We start from the raw sequence: 18,363 nt of genomic DNA on the forward strand, positions 1-18,363 counted from the left end.
GTTCCTACATCTGCGTCGCCATCCCCTCCACATTCATGGCCGCCTGGCGCAACGCCTCCGAACGGGTAGGGTGCGGGTGGCAGGTCAGGGCGATGTCCTCGGCCGAGGCGCTGAACTCCATGGCCACGCAGTATTCCCCGATCATCTCACTGACGCTCGGGCCCACCAAGTGCACGCCAAGGATTTCATCGGTGCGCTCATCGGCCAGGACCTTGGCGAACCCTTCGGTCTCGTGGTTGATCTTGGCCCGACTGTTGGCCGTGAATGGAAACTTGCCGACTTTGTAGGCGCGGCCTTCGGCCTTGAGCTGTTCCTCGGTCTGGCCGACGCTGGCCAGTTCCGGACGGGTGTAGATGACGCTGGGGATCAGCGCATAGTTGACCTCGGCGGCCTTGCCGGCGATCTGTTCGATGCAGGCCATGGCTTCGTCTTCGGCCTTGTGGGCCAGCATCGGTCCGGCCGTTACGTCGCCGATCACCCAGACGCCGGGTGCTTCGGTGCGGTGATGCTGGTTGGCGAGCATGCCGCGTTTATCGGTGCTCAACCCGACGTTCTCCAACCCCAGCCCTTGTGTGTAGGGCCGCCGACCGATGGCGACCAGCACGTAATCGGCGTCCAGGGCCTGTGCTTCGCCGCCCGCCGCCGGTTCGACCTGCAATTGCACACCGCTGGCCGAGGTCGTGGCGCCGGTGACTTTCGAACTCAACTTGAACTGGATACCTTGTTTAGCCAAGGCCCGTTGCAAGGTCTTGCCGGCCTCGCCGTCCACGCCCGGGCAGATGCGATCGAGGTATTCCACCACGGTCACCTGGGCGCCCAGGCGCCGCCAGACCGAGCCCAGCTCGAGGCCGATGACGCCCGCGCCGATCACCACCAGATGCCGGGGCACCTCACCCAGGGACAAGGCGCCGGTGGAGTCGAGGATGCGCTGGTTGTCGATGGTCACGCCTGGCAGCGGCATGGGTTCCGAGCCGGTGGCGATGACGATGTCCTTGGCGGTGAGTTCGGTCTTGCTGCCATCGGCACCGGTGACGGTCACCTTGCCCGGCCCGTCGATGTGGCCCCAGCCTTTGATCCAGTCGACCTTGTTCTTGCGAAACAGAAACTCGATGCCCTTGGTCAGGCCCGTCACGCTTTCGTCTTTCTGCTTCATCATTTGCGCAAGATTGAGGGTAGGGCTGACTTCAATGCCCAAGTTGGCGAACTCCGTGCCCGTGGCCGCTTCGTACAGTTCCGAAGCGTGCAGCAAGGCCTTGGAGGGCATGCAGCCGACGTTCAGGCAGGTGCCGCCCAGGGTGGCTCGACCTTCGACACAGGCGGCCTTCAACCCTAACTGCCCGGCCCGAATCGCCGCGTTATACCCACCGGGTCCACCGCCCAGAATGACCACGTCATAGTTGCTCATCGCTGTTCTCCCGCTTGGCCTGATAAAAAATTATGGCCGTAATATGAGCGTTTCCAAAGATTCCGGTCAAGGCTTAAGTCAAGAGGTCGGCGTGGGCCTTGTCATGAAGAATTCAAAACGGAAATTTCACAGTAATCGTTATAAGGTAACGGCCTATAACGAAGCGGCGGTGGCGTCTGCCCACAGGCCCGGATTTTGATCGCCACGAAAGCTGGGGTGGTATGCAAGTCGATCTAGATATCGAGGGGGCACAAGTGGCCGAATGGCCGCGTTTCCAGCGCGCGTCGTTTCAAGGGCGCCGCTTGAAGCTGATCGCCTGCGCCTTGGGAGGCGTGGCGGGATTGGGTCTGGTCCTGGCGTTTTTTATCGGGGTGTTTTCGCCGCAATCGCTGTGGCCAGTCTTGTTGGTCAGCCAAAGCGCGGGACTGGTGGTGCTGGTGGCGGGCTTGCAATCCGCTTGGTGGGTGACGCAATGGCGCAGCAGAGCGTTGTTGCCGGCTGTGGATAACCATAACCTGCCGACGGAAAACGAGCCTGTTGATAACTTGGGTTGGTATGAGCGGCTGCTGGACCGCATCGGTGCCGGTTCGGTCGGCTTGCTCAAGCAAATCGGTGCGCCTGCGTTGTGGCTGGGCGGTTGGGCCGTGCTGGTATTGCTGGGCCTGGAGCACGCCTGGGACTTGCAATTGCCGGCTGCCGCCCTCGGTACTTCGGCCAGTGTGGGGGCGGTGTTGTCGTTGTTGTTGGCGTTCGGGTTATTGGTGTTCGAGCGGCAATTGGCCCAGCAGCCCCCCGTGGAATGGCCGGAAGCGTCAGCGCTGGCGCAACTGACCCGGGTGGCGATCATCGTGCTGGTGCTTGGCGCCTTGTGCTTGTTGTTCGCTGCAGAAACGTCCATCTGGCCGGTGCGCCTGGCGGTGCTGATGGGGCTGTTGCCGGGGCTGGTGGCGGCGGAGTTGTTGCTGCGCGCGGTGCTATCGTTGTTCATCCCGCGCCGGGACGCCCTGGAGCCGACGCTGCTGGGCCGCAGTGTCATCGCCGACCTGCTGCGCTGGCCGCCACAACCGTTGCTGGCCTTGCAGCATGAACTGCATAACCGTTTCGGTATCGACCTGCGCCAGATCTGGGCCTTCAGTTACATGCGTCGGGCTTTTTTGCCGGTGTTGGCGTCAGTGGCGCTGGTGGGCTGGTTGTTGACTGGCGTGCACGAAGTGCCGTTGCAGGGGCGGGGCATCTATGAGCGCTTCGGTAAACCGGTAGAGGTGTTCGGTCCCGGCTTGCATGTCGCGTTGCCTTGGCCGTGGGGCAGGGTGCTCAGCGTCGAGAATGGCGTTGTGCATGAACTGGCGACCAGCGTCGCGCAGAGTCGTGCGGAGGTCGAAGCTGAACCGGCGGAGGGACCGGCACCGGCCATTGCCAATCGGTTGTGGGACGCCAGTCATGTGAACGACAAATCCCAGGTCATTGCCAGCCGTCGTGCCGACCAGCAGAGCTTTCAGATCGTCAACATGGATGTGCGCTTTGTCTATCGCATCGGCCTGACGGATGCCGCGGCGCTGGCGGCGACTTACAACAGCGCCGATGTGCCGACGCTGATCCGCAGCACCGCCAGCCGCATCCTGGTGCATGAGTTTGCTTCGCGTACGTTGGATGGTTTGTTGGGCGCCGACCGTGTGAGCCTGGCCGACGAAATCGGTCGCGCTGTCCAGGCTGATCTGCAATCCCTCGACAGCGGTGTGGAAATCCTGGCGACGGTGGTGGAGGCGATTCATCCGCCGGCCGGTGCGGCCAATGCCTACCACGGCGTACAGGCCGCGCAGATCGGCGCCCAGGCATTGATCGCTCGGGAGCGTGGCGCGGCGGCGGAACAGACCAACCAGGCGCAATTGCAAGCCAGCATCGCCCATGACCGGGCCAGTGCCACTGCGCGGGAAATCAACGCGACCGCCCAGGCTGCCGATTTGCGTTTCAATGCCGACCGCAAAGCCTACGCCACGGCGGGGCACGCTTTTGTGCTGGAACATTATTTGAGCCAACTGAGCCAGGGCCTCGGCAATGCCCAGTTGCTGATTCTCGATCATCGCCTGGGCGGTAGCAGCAACGCGCCGACCATCGACTTGCGAACCTTCACGCTGCCGGCCGACCCCGCGTCGCCGCGTAACCCTGTCCCGCCAGGAGCTGCCCATTGAGCCAGTCCTCTTCACACGGTCACCACGACCACACCGGTCACGATCACGGCCATGCCGGTCATCACCATGGTCATCATCATCACCACCATCACGGCGACCCGGAGCAAGCCGGTCCGTTTCCTTGGCGGCGGATGGGCTGGGCGGTGTTGTTGGTGGCATTTGCCGTCGCGGCCGCGAGCCTGGTGCAAGTGCGGTCGGGGGAGGCCACGGTCATTACCCGTTTCGGCAACCCGGCCCGGGTGCTGCTGCAACCTGGCCTGGGGTGGCGCTGGCCGGCGCCGTTCGAGGCGGCGATCCCGGTGGACCTGCGATTGCGCACCACGTCCAGCGGCCTGCAGGATGTCGGTACCCGCGATGGACTACGGATCATTGTCCAGGCCTACGTGGCCTGGCAGGTCCAGGGTGACCCGGACAATGTGCAGCGTTTCATGCGCGCGGTGCAGAACCAACCGGACGAAGCTGCGCGGCAGATCCGCACATTTGTCGGCTCCGCGCTGGAAACCACGGCCGCCAGTTTTGACCTGGCGAACCTGGTCAACACCGATGCCAGCCAAGTGCGTATCGCCGATTTCGAAGCGCAGTTGCGTCAGCAGATCGATCAACAGTTGCTCACCACTTACGGTGTGCGAGTGTTGCAAGTCGGTATCGAACGCCTGACGTTGCCCTCGGTAACATTGACTGCAACGGTAGACCGCATGCGGGCAGAGCGCGAAACCATCGCCACCGAACGCACCGCCATCGGCAAGCGCGAAGCGGCGCAGATTCGCTCCGCCGCAGAACGTGATGCGCGAGTCTTGCAAGCCGATGCCACGGTGAAAGCCGCGGATATCGAAGCGCAGTCGCGAGTAGAAGCGGCTGAGATCTATGGTCGGGCATACGCCGGCTCCCCTCAGCTCTACAATCTGCTCCGTTCGTTGGACACCTTGGGCACCATCGTCAGCCCAGGCACCAAGCTGATTTTGCGCACCGATGCCGCACCATTCCGTGTCCTGGTGGACGGTCCTGCTTCCATGGACGGCAAAGGTGGAACACAACCATGAGTTTGGTTCCACGTGGAACAAATGGGTTATCCAGTCCTTGGATCCAGGCCGGGCGTTTGGCGTTTCTGGCGCTTTACGCCGTCACGGTCTTGGCGGCGTTGGCCTGGGTCTTTTCCAACGTGCGCCAGATCGACCCGCAAAATCGTGCGGTGGTGCTGCACTTCGGCGCCTCGGATCGTATCCAGAATGCCGGCCTCTTGCTGGCTTGGCCGCGTCCCGTGGAACAAGTGATCCTGCTGCCAGCAGCGGATCGGGTGCTCGAACGGCGGGTGGAAAATCTGCTGCGCTCGGACGCGGCCTTGCAAGCTGATCGTGTGGCCAGTTTCGCCACGCCGGTCAGCGATGCGTTGGCCGGCTCCGGTTATTTATTGACCGGTGATGCCGGCGTGGTGCAACTGGATGTGCGGGTGTTCTATAAGGTCACTGATCCTTACGCTTACGTCTTGCAAGGTGAACATGTCCTGCCGGCACTGGACCGACTGGCGACCCGCAGTGCCGTGGCCCTGACCGCCGCCCGGGACCTGGACACCATTCTGGTGGCTCGTCCCGAACTGATGGGCAGTGACAACCAGGCTGCCGAGCGCCGCGAACGCTTGCGAGGCGATCTGGTTCAGGGGCTTAACAGACGCCTGGCTGACCTGGCGGCGACGGGGCAGGGGCTGGGCATCGAAGTGGTGCGGGTCGACGTGCAATCGAGTCTGCCCGGGCCGGCGGTGAGTGCTTTCAACGCGGTACTGACCGCCAGTCAGCAGGCCGACAAAGCCGTGGCCAACGCCCGGACCGAAGCGGAAAAACTCACCCAGGTCGCCCGCCAGGACGCTGACCGTGCCGTGCAAGTTGCCCATGCCCAGGCCAGCGAGCGGCTCGCCAAGGCTTCGGCCGATACGGCCACGGTGCTCGGGCTGGCGAAGACCCAAGGCAGCGATCCGCAAATGCTGCTGCGCCTGTATCGCGAACGCATGCCCGCCATCCTTCGCCAGGCCGGTTCAGTGACAACGGTCGACCCGAAAGACGATTCTCGCCTGATCATCCAGGGAGCCGGACAATGACCGCTCGAACGCCTGCTGTACCGATGTTGTCCTCGGCGGAGCAACGCATCGCCGCCCGGCAACTGACCTTGGCGATGCTCGCTCTCGGCTTGCTCGCATTGGGCCTGGCATGGCGCGGCTGGTCGCCGGAGCAGAACGGTGTCAGCCAACTGCTGTTGGGGTTCGCCTCGCTGTTGGTGGCGGTGCCAGTGATGCGTTCGGCCTGGTACAGCTTGCGGTACCCGAGCCTGCACGGAATCACTGACCAACTGATCGCCCTGGCGATGCTCGGCGCCTGGGCCACCGGCGATCTGCTGACGGCGGCGTTGCTGCCGATCATCATGATCTTCGGCCATGTGCTGGAAGAGCGCAGTGTCATAGGTTCCCAAGAGGCAATCCATGCCCTTGGCCAACTGACCCGCAGCCAAGGTCGCAAGGTACAGGCCGACGGCTCGATCCTCGACGTCGACAACGCGACGCTCCAGGCCGGCGATGTCGTGGAGGTGCGCGCCGGTGACCGAGTGCCGGCCGATGGTCGGGTGTTGTCCGGTCAGGCCAGCCTCGACACCGCGCCCATCACCGGTGAGTCGGTGCCGCTGGAGGCGGTGGTTGGCACGGAAGTCTTCGGTGGCGCGATCAACCTCGATGGTCTGCTGCGCCTGGAAGTGACCCGTACCGGCGAAGCGTCCACCTTGGGCAAAGTCATCGCCCTGATGCAAAACGCCGAACGCTCCAAGCCACCCATCACCCGTTTGCTGGAACGCTACGCCGGCAGTTACCTGGTATTGGTGTTGTTGCTGGCGGCAGTGACCTGGTTCGTGACCAACGATGCCCAGGCGATGTTGGCGGTATTGGTGGCGGCGTGTCCCTGCGCGTTGGTGCTGTCGGCACCGGCCACCGCCATTGCCGGGATCGCGGTGGCGGCGCGCCACGGGATCCTGATTCGCAGCTCGGCCTTCCTGGAAGAACTGGCGGACCTGACCTCGTTGGTCGTCGACAAGACGGGCACCTTGACCTATGGCGTGCTGCGCCTGCAATCCATCGAAGCTGCCCAGGATGCTCACCCATCGTTGTTGCTGCCGCTGGCGGCCAGCCTCGGTTCGGCCAGCAGTCATCCGGTCAGTCGTGCCTTGGCGGGGCTGGTGGAACAGGACGACTGCCTGCCCCTGACGGACATTCGTGAGCGCCAGGGGTTGGGTGTGGTCGCGATGACGACTCAGGGCGAAGCGGCGCTCGGTCGGCCGGAGTTGTTTGCCCAGCTGGGCATTCACCCCCCTGCGGTTCCTGAGCACGACGGGCCGATTGCCGGTCTGGCGCTGGATGGGCAGTTCCTCGCCTGGCTGCTGTTGGCCGACAGTGTCAAGCCGGAGGCACGGGTGGCCATGGCCGAACTGCGCGAGTTGGGTCTGGGCCGTCAGTTGCTGTTGACCGGCGATCGCCAAAGCGTGGCCACGGTCCTGGCCCGGGATGTCGGCATCGGCGATGTGCAAGCTCAGGCCTTGCCGGAAGACAAACTCAAGCGGGTCATGGCTGAAATCGACCATGGGTTCCGCCCGATGGTGGTGGGCGATGGCATCAACGATTCCCTGGCGCTCAAGGCCGGTGTGGTGGGTGTCGCGATGGGAGCCGGCGGCGCAGACATCGCCCTGGCGTCGGCGGACATCGTGCTGATCGGCAGCGACCTGCGGCGCCTTGGCACCTGCGTGCGACTGAGTCGCCAGTGTCGGCGCACGTTGCAGGTCAATGTGATCATTGGCCTGGGCTGGACGCTGGCCATCGTTGCCTTTGCCGCCTTCGGCTGGCTGGGCGCGGCGGGGGCGATGATCGCGGCGCTGCTGCACAATCTCAGTACCCTGCTAGTGTTAGGTAATGCCGGGCGCTTGCTGCGGTTCCAGGAGCCATTGCTCAAGATCCAAGCGAAGGGCACCGTTGAGTAGGGTCAGCGAACTGCGTGCTGTACTTGCAGTCTGCTATTTGGAGAGGGCGTGCCAGCGCAGGAGTTACCCGCCACAGGAGTGATTTGGGACAGCGATAGAAAAAGGCTATAAATTCGATAGCCTGCTATTTTTCTAGCATGGTCTACCCTCATTTCAGACGTCTGAAACAAAGGGGGATTTTCCATGCTCGCGCAACTTCCACCGGCCTTACAGAATTTGCATCTACCGCTTCGGCTGCGGCTCTGGGATGGCCATGAATTTTCACTGGGGGACGACCCCAGCGTCACGATTGTGGTCAAGGACCCACAAATGGTCGCGCAATTCACCCACCCAAGCCTGGACGCATTGGGGGCGGCGTTTGTCGAAGGCAAACTGGAACTCGAAGGCCCGATCCACGAAGTCATTCGGGTCTGCGATGAATTGAGCCAGGCGTTGGTCGAGGACGATCCCGACAACCAGCCGGTGCGCTCGGTCCACGACAAGGAAACCGACGCCAAGGCGATCTCCTACCACTACGATCTTTCCAACGCGTTTTATCAGCTATGGCTCGACAGCGACATGGCCTATTCCTGTGCCTATTTCGAGACAGGCAGCGAAACCCTCGAGCAGGCCCAGCAAGCCAAGTTCCGCCACCTGTGTCGCAAGCTGCGATTGCAGCCGGGTGACTACTTGCTGGATGTCGGTTGCGGATGGGGCGGCCTGGCGCGTTATGCCGCGCGGGAGTTTGGCGCCAAGGTCTTCGGCATTACCCTGAGCAAGGCGCAGCTGACGCTGGCCCGGGAACGGGTCAAGGCCGAAGGCCTGGAAGATCAGGTCGAGTTGCAACTGCTGGATTACCGCGACCTGCCCCAGGACGGACGCTTCGACAAAGTGGTCAGCGTGGGTATGTTCGAGCATGTCGGCCACGCCAACCTTGCGCAGTACTGCAAGACGCTGTTCGGCGCCGTGCGCGAGGGTGGGCTGGTGATGAACCATGGCATCACTGCCAAGCACACCGACGGGCGTCCGGTCGGTCGCGGCGCGGGCGAGTTCATTGAGAAATACGTCTTTCCCAATGGCGAGCTGCCGCACCTGTCGATGATTTCCGCGCAGATCAGTGAAGCGGGACTGGAGATCGTCGATGTGGAAAGCTTGCGCATGCACTATGCACGCACGCTCGATCACTGGAGTGAACGCCTGGAGGACAACCTCGAGGCAGCGTCGAAGGAAGTGTCGGAGCAGGCACTGCGGATCTGGCGTCTATACCTGGCCGGCTGCGCCTACGCGTTCGCCAAGGGCTGGATCAACCTGCACCAGATCCTGGCGGTGAAGGCCCATGCCGACGGTAGCCATGAGCTGCCATGGACCCGCGACGACATCTACACCCCTTAGAGAATCGGGGAAATAAGCCGGGCGATCCGCATGCCGACCTTCTGCAGGCGGTGGGTCTCCCGGCTTTCCTGTTTGTCGATTTCCTGGGCCTGGGCGAAGTCCTCTTCGAGCATTCGCTCGACCTCGGTGGCGAACGGGATATCCACGGTGAGCAGCATGACTTCGAAGTTCAAGCGGAACGAACGGTTGTCCAGGTTCGCACTGCCAATGGCGCTGATTTCCCGGTCGATCAACACCACTTTCTGATGCAGGAAGCCCGGTCCGTAACGGAACATCCGCACACCGGCCCGTACCGCTTCAAACGCGTACAGGCTGGACGCTGCGTAGACGATCTTGTGGTCGGGCCGCGAGGGCAGCAGGATGCGCACATCCACGCCGCGCAGTACCGCCAGGCGCAAGGCTGCGAATACCGCTTCGTCGGGGATGAAGTAGGGCGTGGTGATCCAGACGCGTTCGCTGGCGGCGTGAATGGCCTCGACGAAAAACAGCGAGCAGGTTTCATAGGCGTCGGCCGGGCCGCTGGCCAGCAACTGGCAAAGCACGCCGTCGTCCGGGTAGCTGTCCGGCAGGATCAGCGGGGGCAGGGAACGGGCCGCCCAGAACCAGTCTTCGGCGAACGACTCTTGCATACTCGCCACCACCGGCCCGCACACTTGCACATGGGTGTCACGCCACGGCGCCAAGGGTGGTTTATCGCCCATGTATTCGTCACCGACGTTGTGCCCGCCGACGAACCCTTGCACGCCGTCCACCACCACGATCTTGCGATGGTTGCGAAAGTTGACCTGGAATCGGTTGAGCCAACCGCTACGGGTGGCGAACGCTTTTACGTGGACGCCACCGTGGCGCAAGGCTTGCACGTAGCGGTGGGGCAGGGAGTGGCTACCAATGCGGTCATAGAGCAGGTACACGGCCACGCCTTCGGCGGCTTTCTTCAAGAGCAGCGTGTGCAAGCGTTGACCGAGGCGGTCGTCATGGACGATGAAGAACTGGATCAGCACGGCCTCGCGTGCCTGCTCGATGGCCTGGAAAATCGCTTCGAACGTGGCGTGGCCGTTGACCAGCAAACGCACCTGATTATTGGCCAGGCACGGTGTGCGCCCCAGTTTCGGCATGGCCCGTAACGAGGCGTAGGCCTGCGAGGCGCGAGCGGTCAGGGCTTCTTCAACCCAGGGGCGCCAATTCAATTCGGAGATTGCCTTGCGCATTTCTTCGTTGGCTTGCCGGCGCGCCTTGATGTAACCGTCGAAGGTGCTGCGGCCGAACACCAGATAAGGAATCAACGTCAGGTAGGGAATGAAGGTCAGCGACAAGGCCCAGGCAATCGAGCCTTGGGCTGTGCGCACCGTCAGCACGGCGTGGACGGCGGCAATGGAACCCAGGGTGTGGAGCAGCGCGATCAGGTAACCGAAAACATGCGGGCCGAAATAATCCATGGGGCAGCCTTGCTCCTGAAGTTTCAATGCTTAACAGACCATGTTCCGTGGCGAATGTCGCTATTTAATTCACCGGTCCAGGCCCTGAACCGAAGCCCCTGGCCGGCGTCTAACGGCCACTTGTCCTCTGGAGTTCGTGTAATGAATGTTCGTCTGCTGGGTTTGGCCTTGGCGATGGGTTTGTCGGTTCCGATGGCGGCTCAGGCGCAGATGCTCCAGCCGGGTTTGTGGGAATTGACCACCAGCAATATGAAGGTCGATAACCAGAACCTGCCGGACCTGCAACTGATCCTCGGCCAGCTGCAAACCCAGATGACCCCGGAGCAACGGGCGATGCTGGAAAAGCAGGGGATTACCATGGGCGGCAAAGGCATTCGCGTGTGCCTGACCCCGGCGCAGGTGCAAACCAATGACATTCCACTGCAAGACCCGCAGTCGGGCTGCAAGCAGCAGATCACCGAGCGCACCGGCAATCAGTGGAAGTTTCGCTTCAGTTGCCCGAAAGCCCAGGGGGCTGGGGTCGCGACATTCCAGAGTGATCGTGAATTCACCACCAAGGTCAACGGCACGTTCAATGCCACCGGCATCCAGCAGAACGGTAGCCTCGACACTCGCGCGGTATGGCTGGGACAGGATTGCGGGACGGTCAAGCCGAGGGCTTGAAGCTCATTTGAAGTAATCGCTTGGTGAGCCTGTGGGAGCCGAGCTTGCTCGCGGTGCAGACAATTCGGTGAGTCGCCAAGGGCATCACCGTTCATCGCGGGCAAGCCTTGCTCCCACACATGCTCTAAGGCCGACTCAGCGCTTCGTACAACGTATTGAGGTTGTATTCGAACAGGCCGGTGAACGTACTGGCCGGTCCGCTGGCGGCGAGTGCATCGGAGTACAGCGTGCCGCCGATGTGAGCGCCGCTCTCGTCGGCGATCTGCTTGAGCAGGCGTGCGTCCTTGATGTTTTCCATGAACACCGCTTTGACTTTCGCCTGACGGATCTGGGTAATCAGCGCCGCGACTTCTGCCGCCGACGGTTCACGTTCGGTGGATAACCCCTGGGGCGCCATGAACTCGATGCCATAGGCCTGGCCCAAGTAACCGAACGCATCGTGGGACGTCACGATCTTGCGATTACCGGCAGGCAATGCGCCGAGCTTGGCCTTGGCTTCGGCGAGTAGGGCGTAGATTTTCTTCAGGTACGCCTGGCTGTTGCGTTCGTAGTCGGCCTTGTTGGCCGGGTCGGCAGCTTCCAGTGCCTTGGTGATGTTGCGGACATACAGCTCGGCATTCGCCAGGTTGTGCCATGCGTGCGGGTCGGGGATGGTCTCGCCGTCCTCATCCAGTGACCGCGGGATGACGCCACGGCTGGCGCTGATCACCGGGGCGCTGGTTTCGGTGCTGGTCACCAGGCGGTCCAGCCACGGTTCGAAGCCCAAGCCATTCTTGATGATCAGTTTTGCCCTGAGCAACGCCTGGGCGTCGTCTGGGGTGGGTTCGTAGGTGTGAGCATCGGCGTCCGGCCCGACCATGTTGGTGACTTGAATATGCTCACCACCGACCTGTCGGGTCATGTCGGCGAGGATGCTGAAGCTGGTCACTACCTGAAGTTTTTCGGCCGCGGACAGGGACATGGACAGCATCAGACTGATTAGCACGAGCAGTACGCGCATCGGGAAACACCTCATTGGGATGTGAGCAAGGGCGGGCGGCGCAGCAAACCGTGCACCGGCCCGAATACCACCGACAGCAGATACGACACGCCCGCCACCAGAACGATGGACGGTCCGCTGGGCAGTGAGTAATAGAACGACAACAGCAGGCCAAGCCAGACCGAGAGGCAACCGAGCAGCGCGGCGATCAGCATCAGCAGCGGCAGGCGACGGCTCCAGAATCGTGACGCGGCGGCCGGCAGCATCATCAGGCCGACGACCATCAACGCGCCGATGGCCTGGAAACCGATCACCAGGTTCAGCACCACCAGGGTCAGGAACACACCGTGGGCCAACGGGCCGAGACGACTGACGGTTTGCAGGAACAGTGGGTCGAGGGTATCGAGCAGCAGCGGTCGATAAATCAACGCCATCGCCACCAGGCTGACGCCGCAAACCCACAACATGCCGTTGAGTGTGGGGCCGTCCACCGCCAAGGCCGAGCCAAACAGCAGGTGCAACAAGTCCAGGCGTTTGCCGGCCATGCCGAGGATCAACACCCCGGCCGCCAGGGAAATGGGATAAATCGCCGCGAGGCTGGCGTCCTCTCGTAGGCCAGTGCGCCGGGTAACCCAGGCGGCGAGCCCGGCCATGCTCAAGCCCGCCCCCAGGCCGCCCAGGGTCAAGGCCGGTAGGCTCAGCCCGGCGAACCAGAAGCCGAGGGCGGCGCCAGGCAGGATGCCGTGTGCCACGGCGTCACCGATCAGGCTCATGCGCCGAAGGATCAGGAACACACCCAACGGCGCCGTGCTGCACGCCAACACCAGGCCACCCAGCAGGGCCCGACGCATGAAGACAAACTCTTGGAAGGGTTGCCAGAAATGTGTGGCCGCGAGCATCAGGCCACCCACGCATGGGGTTGTTGGGCGATCAAATCGATACTGCGGCCCAGCACGCAGCCGGTGTTCTTGATCAGCAGCGTGTGGGGGACGTGTTGGCGTACCGCTGCCAGGTCATGACACACCACCACGAGGGTCCTGCCCGCCGCGTGCCAGCGATGAATGTGTTTCCACAATAGCGCCTGGCCTTGTTCGTCGAGGGCGGCGTGGGGTTCGTCGAGCAACAGCAACGGCGCTTCGGCCAGGCTCAGGCGAGCGAGCAGGGCGCGTTGCAGCTCGCCTCCCGACAGCGCCATTAACGGACGCTGCTCAAGGCCGCTCAGGGCCCAATCGTCCAGTACGGTCTGCAACAACTGTCTACGCATGGCTGGCGTGTGGCGATTGCCCCAAGAGCCGGCGGCCACCAGGTCTTGCAAGTTGATGGGAAATTGCCGGTCCAGATGTTGCTGCTGGGGCATGAATGAAACGCCACCACGCCGTGGAACATTCAAGGTGACTTTACCGGCTAGCGGCTTTTGCAGCCCCGCGAGCACTTTCAACAGGCTGCTCTTGCCGGAGCCGTTGGCACCGATGATGGCGGTGAGGCTGCCTGCCGGTCGCGCCATGGTGAGGGGCGGCGTGAGGGGCTGTCCGGGTGCACCCCAGCGCAGTGCTTGGCAGTCGATCATGAGGGCTCCCGGGTCCAGCGGCTTTGCGCCACGGCGTCATGGGCATGAAGGCTTTCGGCGTGGACGACACGCACATCCAGGGCGGTGATCTCCGATGAGCGAGCCAGGGCCGTGCTCAATCGCCGCGCGGCGTCTTCGCAGAACATCAGGTTTTGGCCGTTGGCCAGGGCGAAGGCTTGTTCATCGGCGCGTTTCACGGCGGTCTGCACGGCGGTGCCGAGGGCTGCTTCGGCTTGGTTGATGAACGACTGCAGCGGCAATTCATCGACAGCGGCGTCCAGACGTAGCGTCAAGGTCGCCATGCTGCGCTGGCTATGGGGGGTGGCGACAATGCCGTTCGATGAGCCCAACCATGCAAGAATTTCGGCATGCTCAAGTCTCTTGTTAGCAAAGTCGTCGACAAATTGCTGTTGGATCAACTGCCGGGCAAGGGCCGCCGAACAAGGGCAAGTCGAGGAATAGGGGATCTGAATTTTCAGTTCCACGTGGAACATTGTGTTTTTCAACTGAGCTTCGATGCTCACCGGATAGCCTTTCCAGCCTGCCAACGGGCTGATCAGCGCCGGACGTTTGAGCAGCAGTTCGGTATGCACACTGAGCGAAGCCGCACGGGATAAGCCTTCATGGCTGTCGAGAAATTGCTCCAGGATTCGGCGCAATAGTGCTGGCGAAAGGGGCGTCTCTTCCAGCAACCCCAGCGCCAGATATAAGCGCGACATATGGATGCCGCGCGCCTCGCTGTCATCGAGGCTGACACCGGCGTCGACCGTTGCGCTGAGGCGCTGGCCATCAATCAACACCGGCGTTGCGATGCCACACATGCCTACCCAATCAAGGGGCAGGGTTTGACGTGAAACCTGCGCAGCCACATCGGGCAGCGTTAACGCATTCATGGTCGAGGCCCATCGAAGGTTAAAATTAGATGTTATAGTATAACGGTTAATTTTAAGAAGCCTTTTCCATGAAAGGAGTTTCATCTCTTCGAATGTTCAGGTTCCACGTGAAACATTAACGTGATGAATCCTGGCACCCGTTCATGCGACCGCATGTAAATGCGCCGGTGCTACCGCCCGAGCTGGAAAAACGATTGAGGGTTGTCCAGCCCACACGCCGGCTGTACCCAACCCAACTTTCTCCATCCGACGCCAGTCCGGTAAAGAACGTGAGCTGACCGTAACGGCTGTTCGTTTGCGCCCAATAGCGGCGACTGGCGGCTTCAAAACCGCGCAAATAAAGCGTGTTTCCAACCGTCGCCACGCTATAGGCATTGCCTTGCATGTCCACGCACGCCAGCAAATTCGCGCTACGGGTGCAGTTGGCCAAGAGTGGACTCTGGGCCGTCGCGCTTAACGCCCACAGCAACAGTGGGCCCGCGAAAACAAATTTCAGAGGATTGCGCATGAGTGGATCTCAGACCAATGAGGAGCGGCGGGGCTGGTTGAATCGTGTTGTTATACTATAACATAAAACGATCAAGCCATGAACCCAGCCAAACCCTGGAAACGAGCCGTCATCGAAGCGGCCGCCCGATGAGGATATACCTGATGCCCAATCGTCTTCCCGTCACCGTACTTTCCGGATTCCTCGGTGCCGGTAAAAGCACACTGCTCAATCACGTCCTGCGTAATCGCGACAACCTGCGGGTTGCCGTGATCGTCAACGATATGAGCGAGATCAACATCGATGGCAGCGAAGTCCAGCGAGATGTCACCCTGAGTCGTTCCGAAGAGAAACTGGTGGAAATGAGCAACGGCTGTATCTGCTGCACGTTGCGTGAGGACTTGCTCAAAGAAGTCGGGCAACTCGCCAGGGAAGGGCGTTTCGACTACTTGCTGATCGAATCCACCGGTATTTCCGAACCGCTGCCAGTGGCGGAAACCTTCACATTTCGTGATGAAGAGGGCCGTAGCCTGGCCGATGTGGCACGACTCGACACCCTGGTCACGGTGGTCGATGGGGTGAATTTCCTGCTGGATTATCAGGCCGCCGAAAGCCTGGCGTCACGGGGCGAAACCCTGGGTGAGGAGGATGAGCGCTCGATCACCGATCTGCTGGTCGAACAAATCGAGTTTGCCGACGTGATTCTGATCAGCAAGATCGACCTGATCAGCCAGCATGAGCGGGAAGAGTTGACCGCGATTCTGCAGCGTCTCAACGCCCAGGCGCAGATCATCCCCATGGTCATGGGGCAGGTGCCACTGAGCAGAATCCTCGACACAGGCCTTTTCGACTTCGAACGCGCCGCCCAGGCACCTGGCTGGCTACAGGAACTACGGGGTGAGCATGTGCCAGAAACCGAGGAATATGGCATCGCTTCGACCGCTTATCGGGCTCGCCGGCCGTTCCATCCCCAGCGGTTCTTCAACTTCATCGACCGGCCGTGGCCCAATGGCAAACTCCTGCGCTCCAAGGGGTTCTTCTGGCTGGCCAGCAAGCCTGAGGAGGCGGGCAGTTGGTCTCAGGCTGGCGGCTTGATGCGACATGGCTTCGCCGGGCGCTGGTGGCGGTTCGTGCCGAAAAACCAATGGCCGCAGGATGAAGAGAGCACCGCAGCGATCATGAAAAACTGGCTGGCTGCCACAGGCGATTGCCGTCAGGAGTTGGTCTTCATTGGTCAGGACATTGATTTTGGCCAACTCGCCGCTGAACTGGACGCCTGCCTGCTCACCGATGCGGAAATGGCCCTCGGGGTCGAAAATTGGCGCTTGTTGCCGGATCCGTTCGGACCGTGGCATGAAGAGGTTGCAGCGTGATGCTGGCGCCGAGTCCGAAACGAGCGAAACAGGTACGACAGGTCCAAGGTGATACGCCAGGGGTGTTCACGCAGATCCTGGATGACGACACAAACCTGGCAGTCTGGCAGCGTCAGCTTCCCGCACACATCAGCGATTTTGCGGCCATGGTGCTGGCGATGGATCAGCCGCTGGCTGAATCACGGGTGCTCGACTTGCCAGAGGAAGACACCCAGCCAGCGCTGCACGGTCTGGCCGCGGGTTTCAGCGACCTGCAGGGCTATGAAGGCTTTATCGCCGATGTTTCCTGGCTGGTCTGTGCGTTTGCCTGCCTGTTGGGCGCGCAACGTGTCGGTCTGCGTCTGCGCACGCTGGACAAAGCCATGTGCCCGCGCTTCCATGTTGACCACGTACCGGTACGGCTGTTGACCACCTATGCGGGCGTCGGCAGCCAGTGGCTCAAGGAAGAGGTCATGGACCGCCGGCACCTGGCCCAGCCTGAGGCAGAGCCGGTAGATCCGCGCGTGATCCAGCAGTTTGGTTGCGGTGATGTCGGCTTGCTTAAAGGCGAGAAATGGCACGGTAATGAGGGGTTTGGCCTGATCCATCGTTCGCCTGCGCCTGCGCCGGGAGAGCGTCGCCTGATGCTCACGCTGGATTGGCTGGCTTAAGGCTTGAGCCAGGTGCCTTGGCTTTGTCCTTCGCAAAATGGCTGCAGGTACGCGGCATCGGTCGCCACGCCGTAATAGTGAATATCCTGGCGGTAAGGCATATTGGCGACCTGGGCGTTGCTGCAAACGCCGAACGCGCCACCAGGGCATTGATCGACGTATTGCACCTCGACCTTCTGGCCGGCAAGGTTTGGCTGGCAGAAGCCATCGGCAAACAGTTTCTGCGGAATGCTGCGGTTCTGTTGGCAGACTTTCACATCGAGTCGCTCCGCCTGGCTGTGAACCACGCAGGCCTGGGCCAGCGCCTGGTCCGACGTCAGTGCCAGCAACCACCAGCCGATCAATCGCATATTCACCTCCATCGAAAGCCGTCGATTATGTTGCAGCACATTCCCACCCATGTCATCGCCGGCCCTTTGGGCGTCGGCAAGACCAGCCTGATCAGGCATCTGCTGGCCCAGCGACCGGCCAATGAGCGCTGGGCGGTGCTGATCAACGAGTTCGGCCAGATCGGCCTGGATGCCGCGCTGCTGACCCAGGCTGGCGATGGTATCGCACTGGGCGAAGTGGCCGGCGGCTGCTTGTGCTGCGTCAATGGCGCGCCGTTTCAGATCGGTCTTGGACGTTTGCTGCGCAAGGCCCGGCCGGATCGGCTGTTCATCGAACCCTCGGGCCTGGGCCATCCGGCACAGTTGATGCGGCAACTGAGTCAAGCGCCCTGGCTCGGCGTGCTCGCGGTACAACCCTGTGTGCTGGTGTTGGATGCCCGGGCGATGGCGGACGGCAAACCCTTGCCCGAAGCGCAGCGACAAATCCTGGCGGATGCCGGACTGTTGGTGCTGAACAAATCCGAGAGCCTCACGAAGGCCGATCGCGAACGGGTGACGGCACAACTGTCAGGGTCTGCGTTGTACTGGACGCAACACGGGGCATTACCGATCGATCGATTGCCAGGCCTTGCGGCTCAGGGCAGCGGGGCCGTGGGTAACGTGAACCTGCCCAAGAGTCTGGGACAGATCCCGGCGATCTGGACCGACCCGACGCAACCCATCTGCCTGTATCAGCAGCAGGACGGAGGCTGGAGTATCGGCTGGCGCTGGCACCCAAGCCAACGATTCGACGCGGCGGCGCTGACGCGATGGCTACAAGACCTGGGCTGGAAACGGGCGAAGATGGTTATCCACAGCCGCGACGGTTGGGTTTCAGCCAATGCGTTGGAGGGGGCGGCGCTGGGCTGGCAAGCCAGCGAGTGGCGCCAGGATTCTCGGGTCGAGCTGATTTTCGATCAACCGCAAGACGTCGATCGCCTGAAAACCGGTCTGGTGAGTTGTCGATGTTCCTGAAT

At 62.0% G+C, this 18,363-nt stretch carries 17 protein-coding genes; 9 read left to right on the plus strand and 8 right to left on the minus strand.

Annotated features, from left to right (window positions below; translation table 11 throughout):
- Window positions 1–4 precede the first annotated feature (4 nt).
- Window positions 5–1,405 carry a dihydrolipoyl dehydrogenase gene (lpdA, locus tag BLO80_RS20860; RefSeq protein WP_092330878.1) on the minus strand — a complete coding sequence of 467 codons (1,401 nt, stop codon included), beginning with the start codon at window positions 1,403–1,405 and terminating at the stop codon, window positions 5–7.
- 221 nt (window positions 1,406–1,626) lie between these two features.
- Between lpdA and hflK (BLO80_RS20865) the strand changes: the two genes are divergently transcribed.
- From hflK (BLO80_RS20865) to cfaB, 5 genes are all read left to right on the plus strand, one after another.
- Entirely contained in the window at window positions 1,627–3,594 is a 1,968-nt protein-coding gene (gene hflK / locus BLO80_RS20865; RefSeq protein WP_092330881.1) for a protease modulator HflK, read from the plus strand.
- Complete coding sequence (gene hflC, locus BLO80_RS20870; RefSeq protein WP_092330884.1) at window positions 3,591–4,634, plus strand: protease modulator HflC; 1,044 nt, start codon at window positions 3,591–3,593, stop codon at window positions 4,632–4,634. The genes hflK (BLO80_RS20865) and hflC overlap by 4 nt, the downstream gene beginning before the upstream one ends.
- Window positions 4,631–5,683 carry a protease modulator HflK gene (hflK, locus tag BLO80_RS20875; protein ID WP_092330886.1) on the plus strand — a complete coding sequence of 351 codons (1,053 nt, stop codon included), beginning with the start codon at window positions 4,631–4,633 and terminating at the stop codon, window positions 5,681–5,683. Before hflC ends, hflK (BLO80_RS20875) begins: the two co-directional genes overlap by 4 nt.
- Window positions 5,680–7,599: a heavy metal translocating P-type ATPase gene (locus BLO80_RS20880; RefSeq protein WP_092330889.1), complete on the plus strand. Its 1,920-nt coding sequence runs from the start codon at window positions 5,680–5,682 to the stop codon at window positions 7,597–7,599. Before hflK (BLO80_RS20875) ends, BLO80_RS20880 begins: the two co-directional genes overlap by 4 nt.
- Window positions 7,600–7,782: 183 nt before the next feature.
- The gene (gene cfaB, locus BLO80_RS20885) at window positions 7,783–8,970 is read left to right on the plus strand and encodes a C17 cyclopropane fatty acid synthase CfaB (RefSeq protein WP_092330891.1); all 1,188 of its coding nucleotides are present in this window, start codon (window positions 7,783–7,785) and stop codon (window positions 8,968–8,970) included.
- On the opposite strand, the gene cls is transcribed toward cfaB, so the two are convergent.
- On the minus strand, window positions 8,967–10,406 hold the full coding sequence (gene cls / locus BLO80_RS20890; protein ID WP_092330894.1) for a cardiolipin synthase: 1,440 nt from the start codon (window positions 10,404–10,406) through the stop codon (window positions 8,967–8,969). The genes cfaB and cls overlap by 4 nt on opposite strands.
- Window positions 10,407–10,547: 141 nt before the next feature.
- Here cls and BLO80_RS20895 point away from each other — a divergent pair, with 141 nt between their 5' ends.
- Window positions 10,548–11,069: a DUF3617 domain-containing protein gene (locus tag BLO80_RS20895; protein ID WP_092330896.1), complete on the plus strand. Its 522-nt coding sequence runs from the start codon at window positions 10,548–10,550 to the stop codon at window positions 11,067–11,069.
- A 124-nt stretch (window positions 11,070–11,193) separates the two neighbouring features.
- On the opposite strand, the gene BLO80_RS20900 is transcribed toward BLO80_RS20895, so the two are convergent.
- The 5 genes from BLO80_RS20900 to BLO80_RS20920 form a co-directional block, all read right to left on the minus strand.
- The gene (locus BLO80_RS20900) at window positions 11,194–12,069 is read right to left on the minus strand and encodes a metal ABC transporter substrate-binding protein (protein WP_092330899.1); all 876 of its coding nucleotides are present in this window, start codon (window positions 12,067–12,069) and stop codon (window positions 11,194–11,196) included.
- 11 nt (window positions 12,070–12,080) lie between these two features.
- Entirely contained in the window at window positions 12,081–12,947 is an 867-nt protein-coding gene (locus BLO80_RS20905) for a metal ABC transporter permease (RefSeq protein WP_092330901.1), read from the minus strand.
- Window positions 12,947–13,615: a metal ABC transporter ATP-binding protein gene (locus BLO80_RS20910; RefSeq protein ID WP_092330904.1), complete on the minus strand. Its 669-nt coding sequence runs from the start codon at window positions 13,613–13,615 to the stop codon at window positions 12,947–12,949. The genes BLO80_RS20905 and BLO80_RS20910 overlap by 1 nt, the downstream gene beginning before the upstream one ends.
- On the minus strand, window positions 13,612–14,508 hold the full coding sequence (folE2, locus tag BLO80_RS20915; protein WP_092330906.1) for a GTP cyclohydrolase FolE2: 897 nt from the start codon (window positions 14,506–14,508) through the stop codon (window positions 13,612–13,614). Before folE2 ends, BLO80_RS20910 begins: the two co-directional genes overlap by 4 nt.
- Before the next feature lie 115 nt (window positions 14,509–14,623).
- Window positions 14,624–15,016 carry a glutamine synthetase gene (locus tag BLO80_RS20920; RefSeq protein ID WP_092330909.1) on the minus strand — a complete coding sequence of 131 codons (393 nt, stop codon included), beginning with the start codon at window positions 15,014–15,016 and terminating at the stop codon, window positions 14,624–14,626.
- Between the two features lie 143 nt (window positions 15,017–15,159).
- On the opposite strand from BLO80_RS20920, the gene zigA reads away from it, so the two are divergent.
- Window positions 15,160–16,368: a zinc metallochaperone GTPase ZigA gene (zigA, locus tag BLO80_RS20925; protein WP_092330911.1), complete on the plus strand. Its 1,209-nt coding sequence runs from the start codon at window positions 15,160–15,162 to the stop codon at window positions 16,366–16,368.
- Window positions 16,368–17,018 (plus strand): DUF1826 domain-containing protein, encoded by a 651-nt coding sequence (locus tag BLO80_RS20930; RefSeq protein WP_092330914.1) that lies wholly within the window; start codon window positions 16,368–16,370, stop codon window positions 17,016–17,018. The genes zigA and BLO80_RS20930 overlap by 1 nt, the downstream gene beginning before the upstream one ends.
- Here BLO80_RS20930 and BLO80_RS20935 read toward each other — a convergent pair.
- Window positions 17,015–17,368, minus strand: coding sequence for an NADH:ubiquinone oxidoreductase (locus tag BLO80_RS20935; RefSeq protein WP_092330916.1), 354 nt, complete (start codon window positions 17,366–17,368; stop codon window positions 17,015–17,017). The two genes, BLO80_RS20930 and BLO80_RS20935, sit on opposite strands and share 4 nt — an antisense overlap.
- A gap of 27 nt (window positions 17,369–17,395) precedes the next feature.
- On the opposite strand from BLO80_RS20935, the gene BLO80_RS20940 reads away from it, so the two are divergent.
- Window positions 17,396–18,361 (plus strand): CobW family GTP-binding protein, encoded by a 966-nt coding sequence (locus tag BLO80_RS20940; RefSeq protein ID WP_092330919.1) that lies wholly within the window; start codon window positions 17,396–17,398, stop codon window positions 18,359–18,361.
- Window positions 18,362–18,363 lie beyond the last annotated feature (2 nt).

Origin of the sequence: Pseudomonas sp. NFACC56-3, assembly GCF_900100025.1 — a bacterium.
Taxonomy (GTDB): Bacteria; Pseudomonadota; Gammaproteobacteria; order Pseudomonadales; family Pseudomonadaceae; genus Aquipseudomonas; species Aquipseudomonas fluorescens_AA.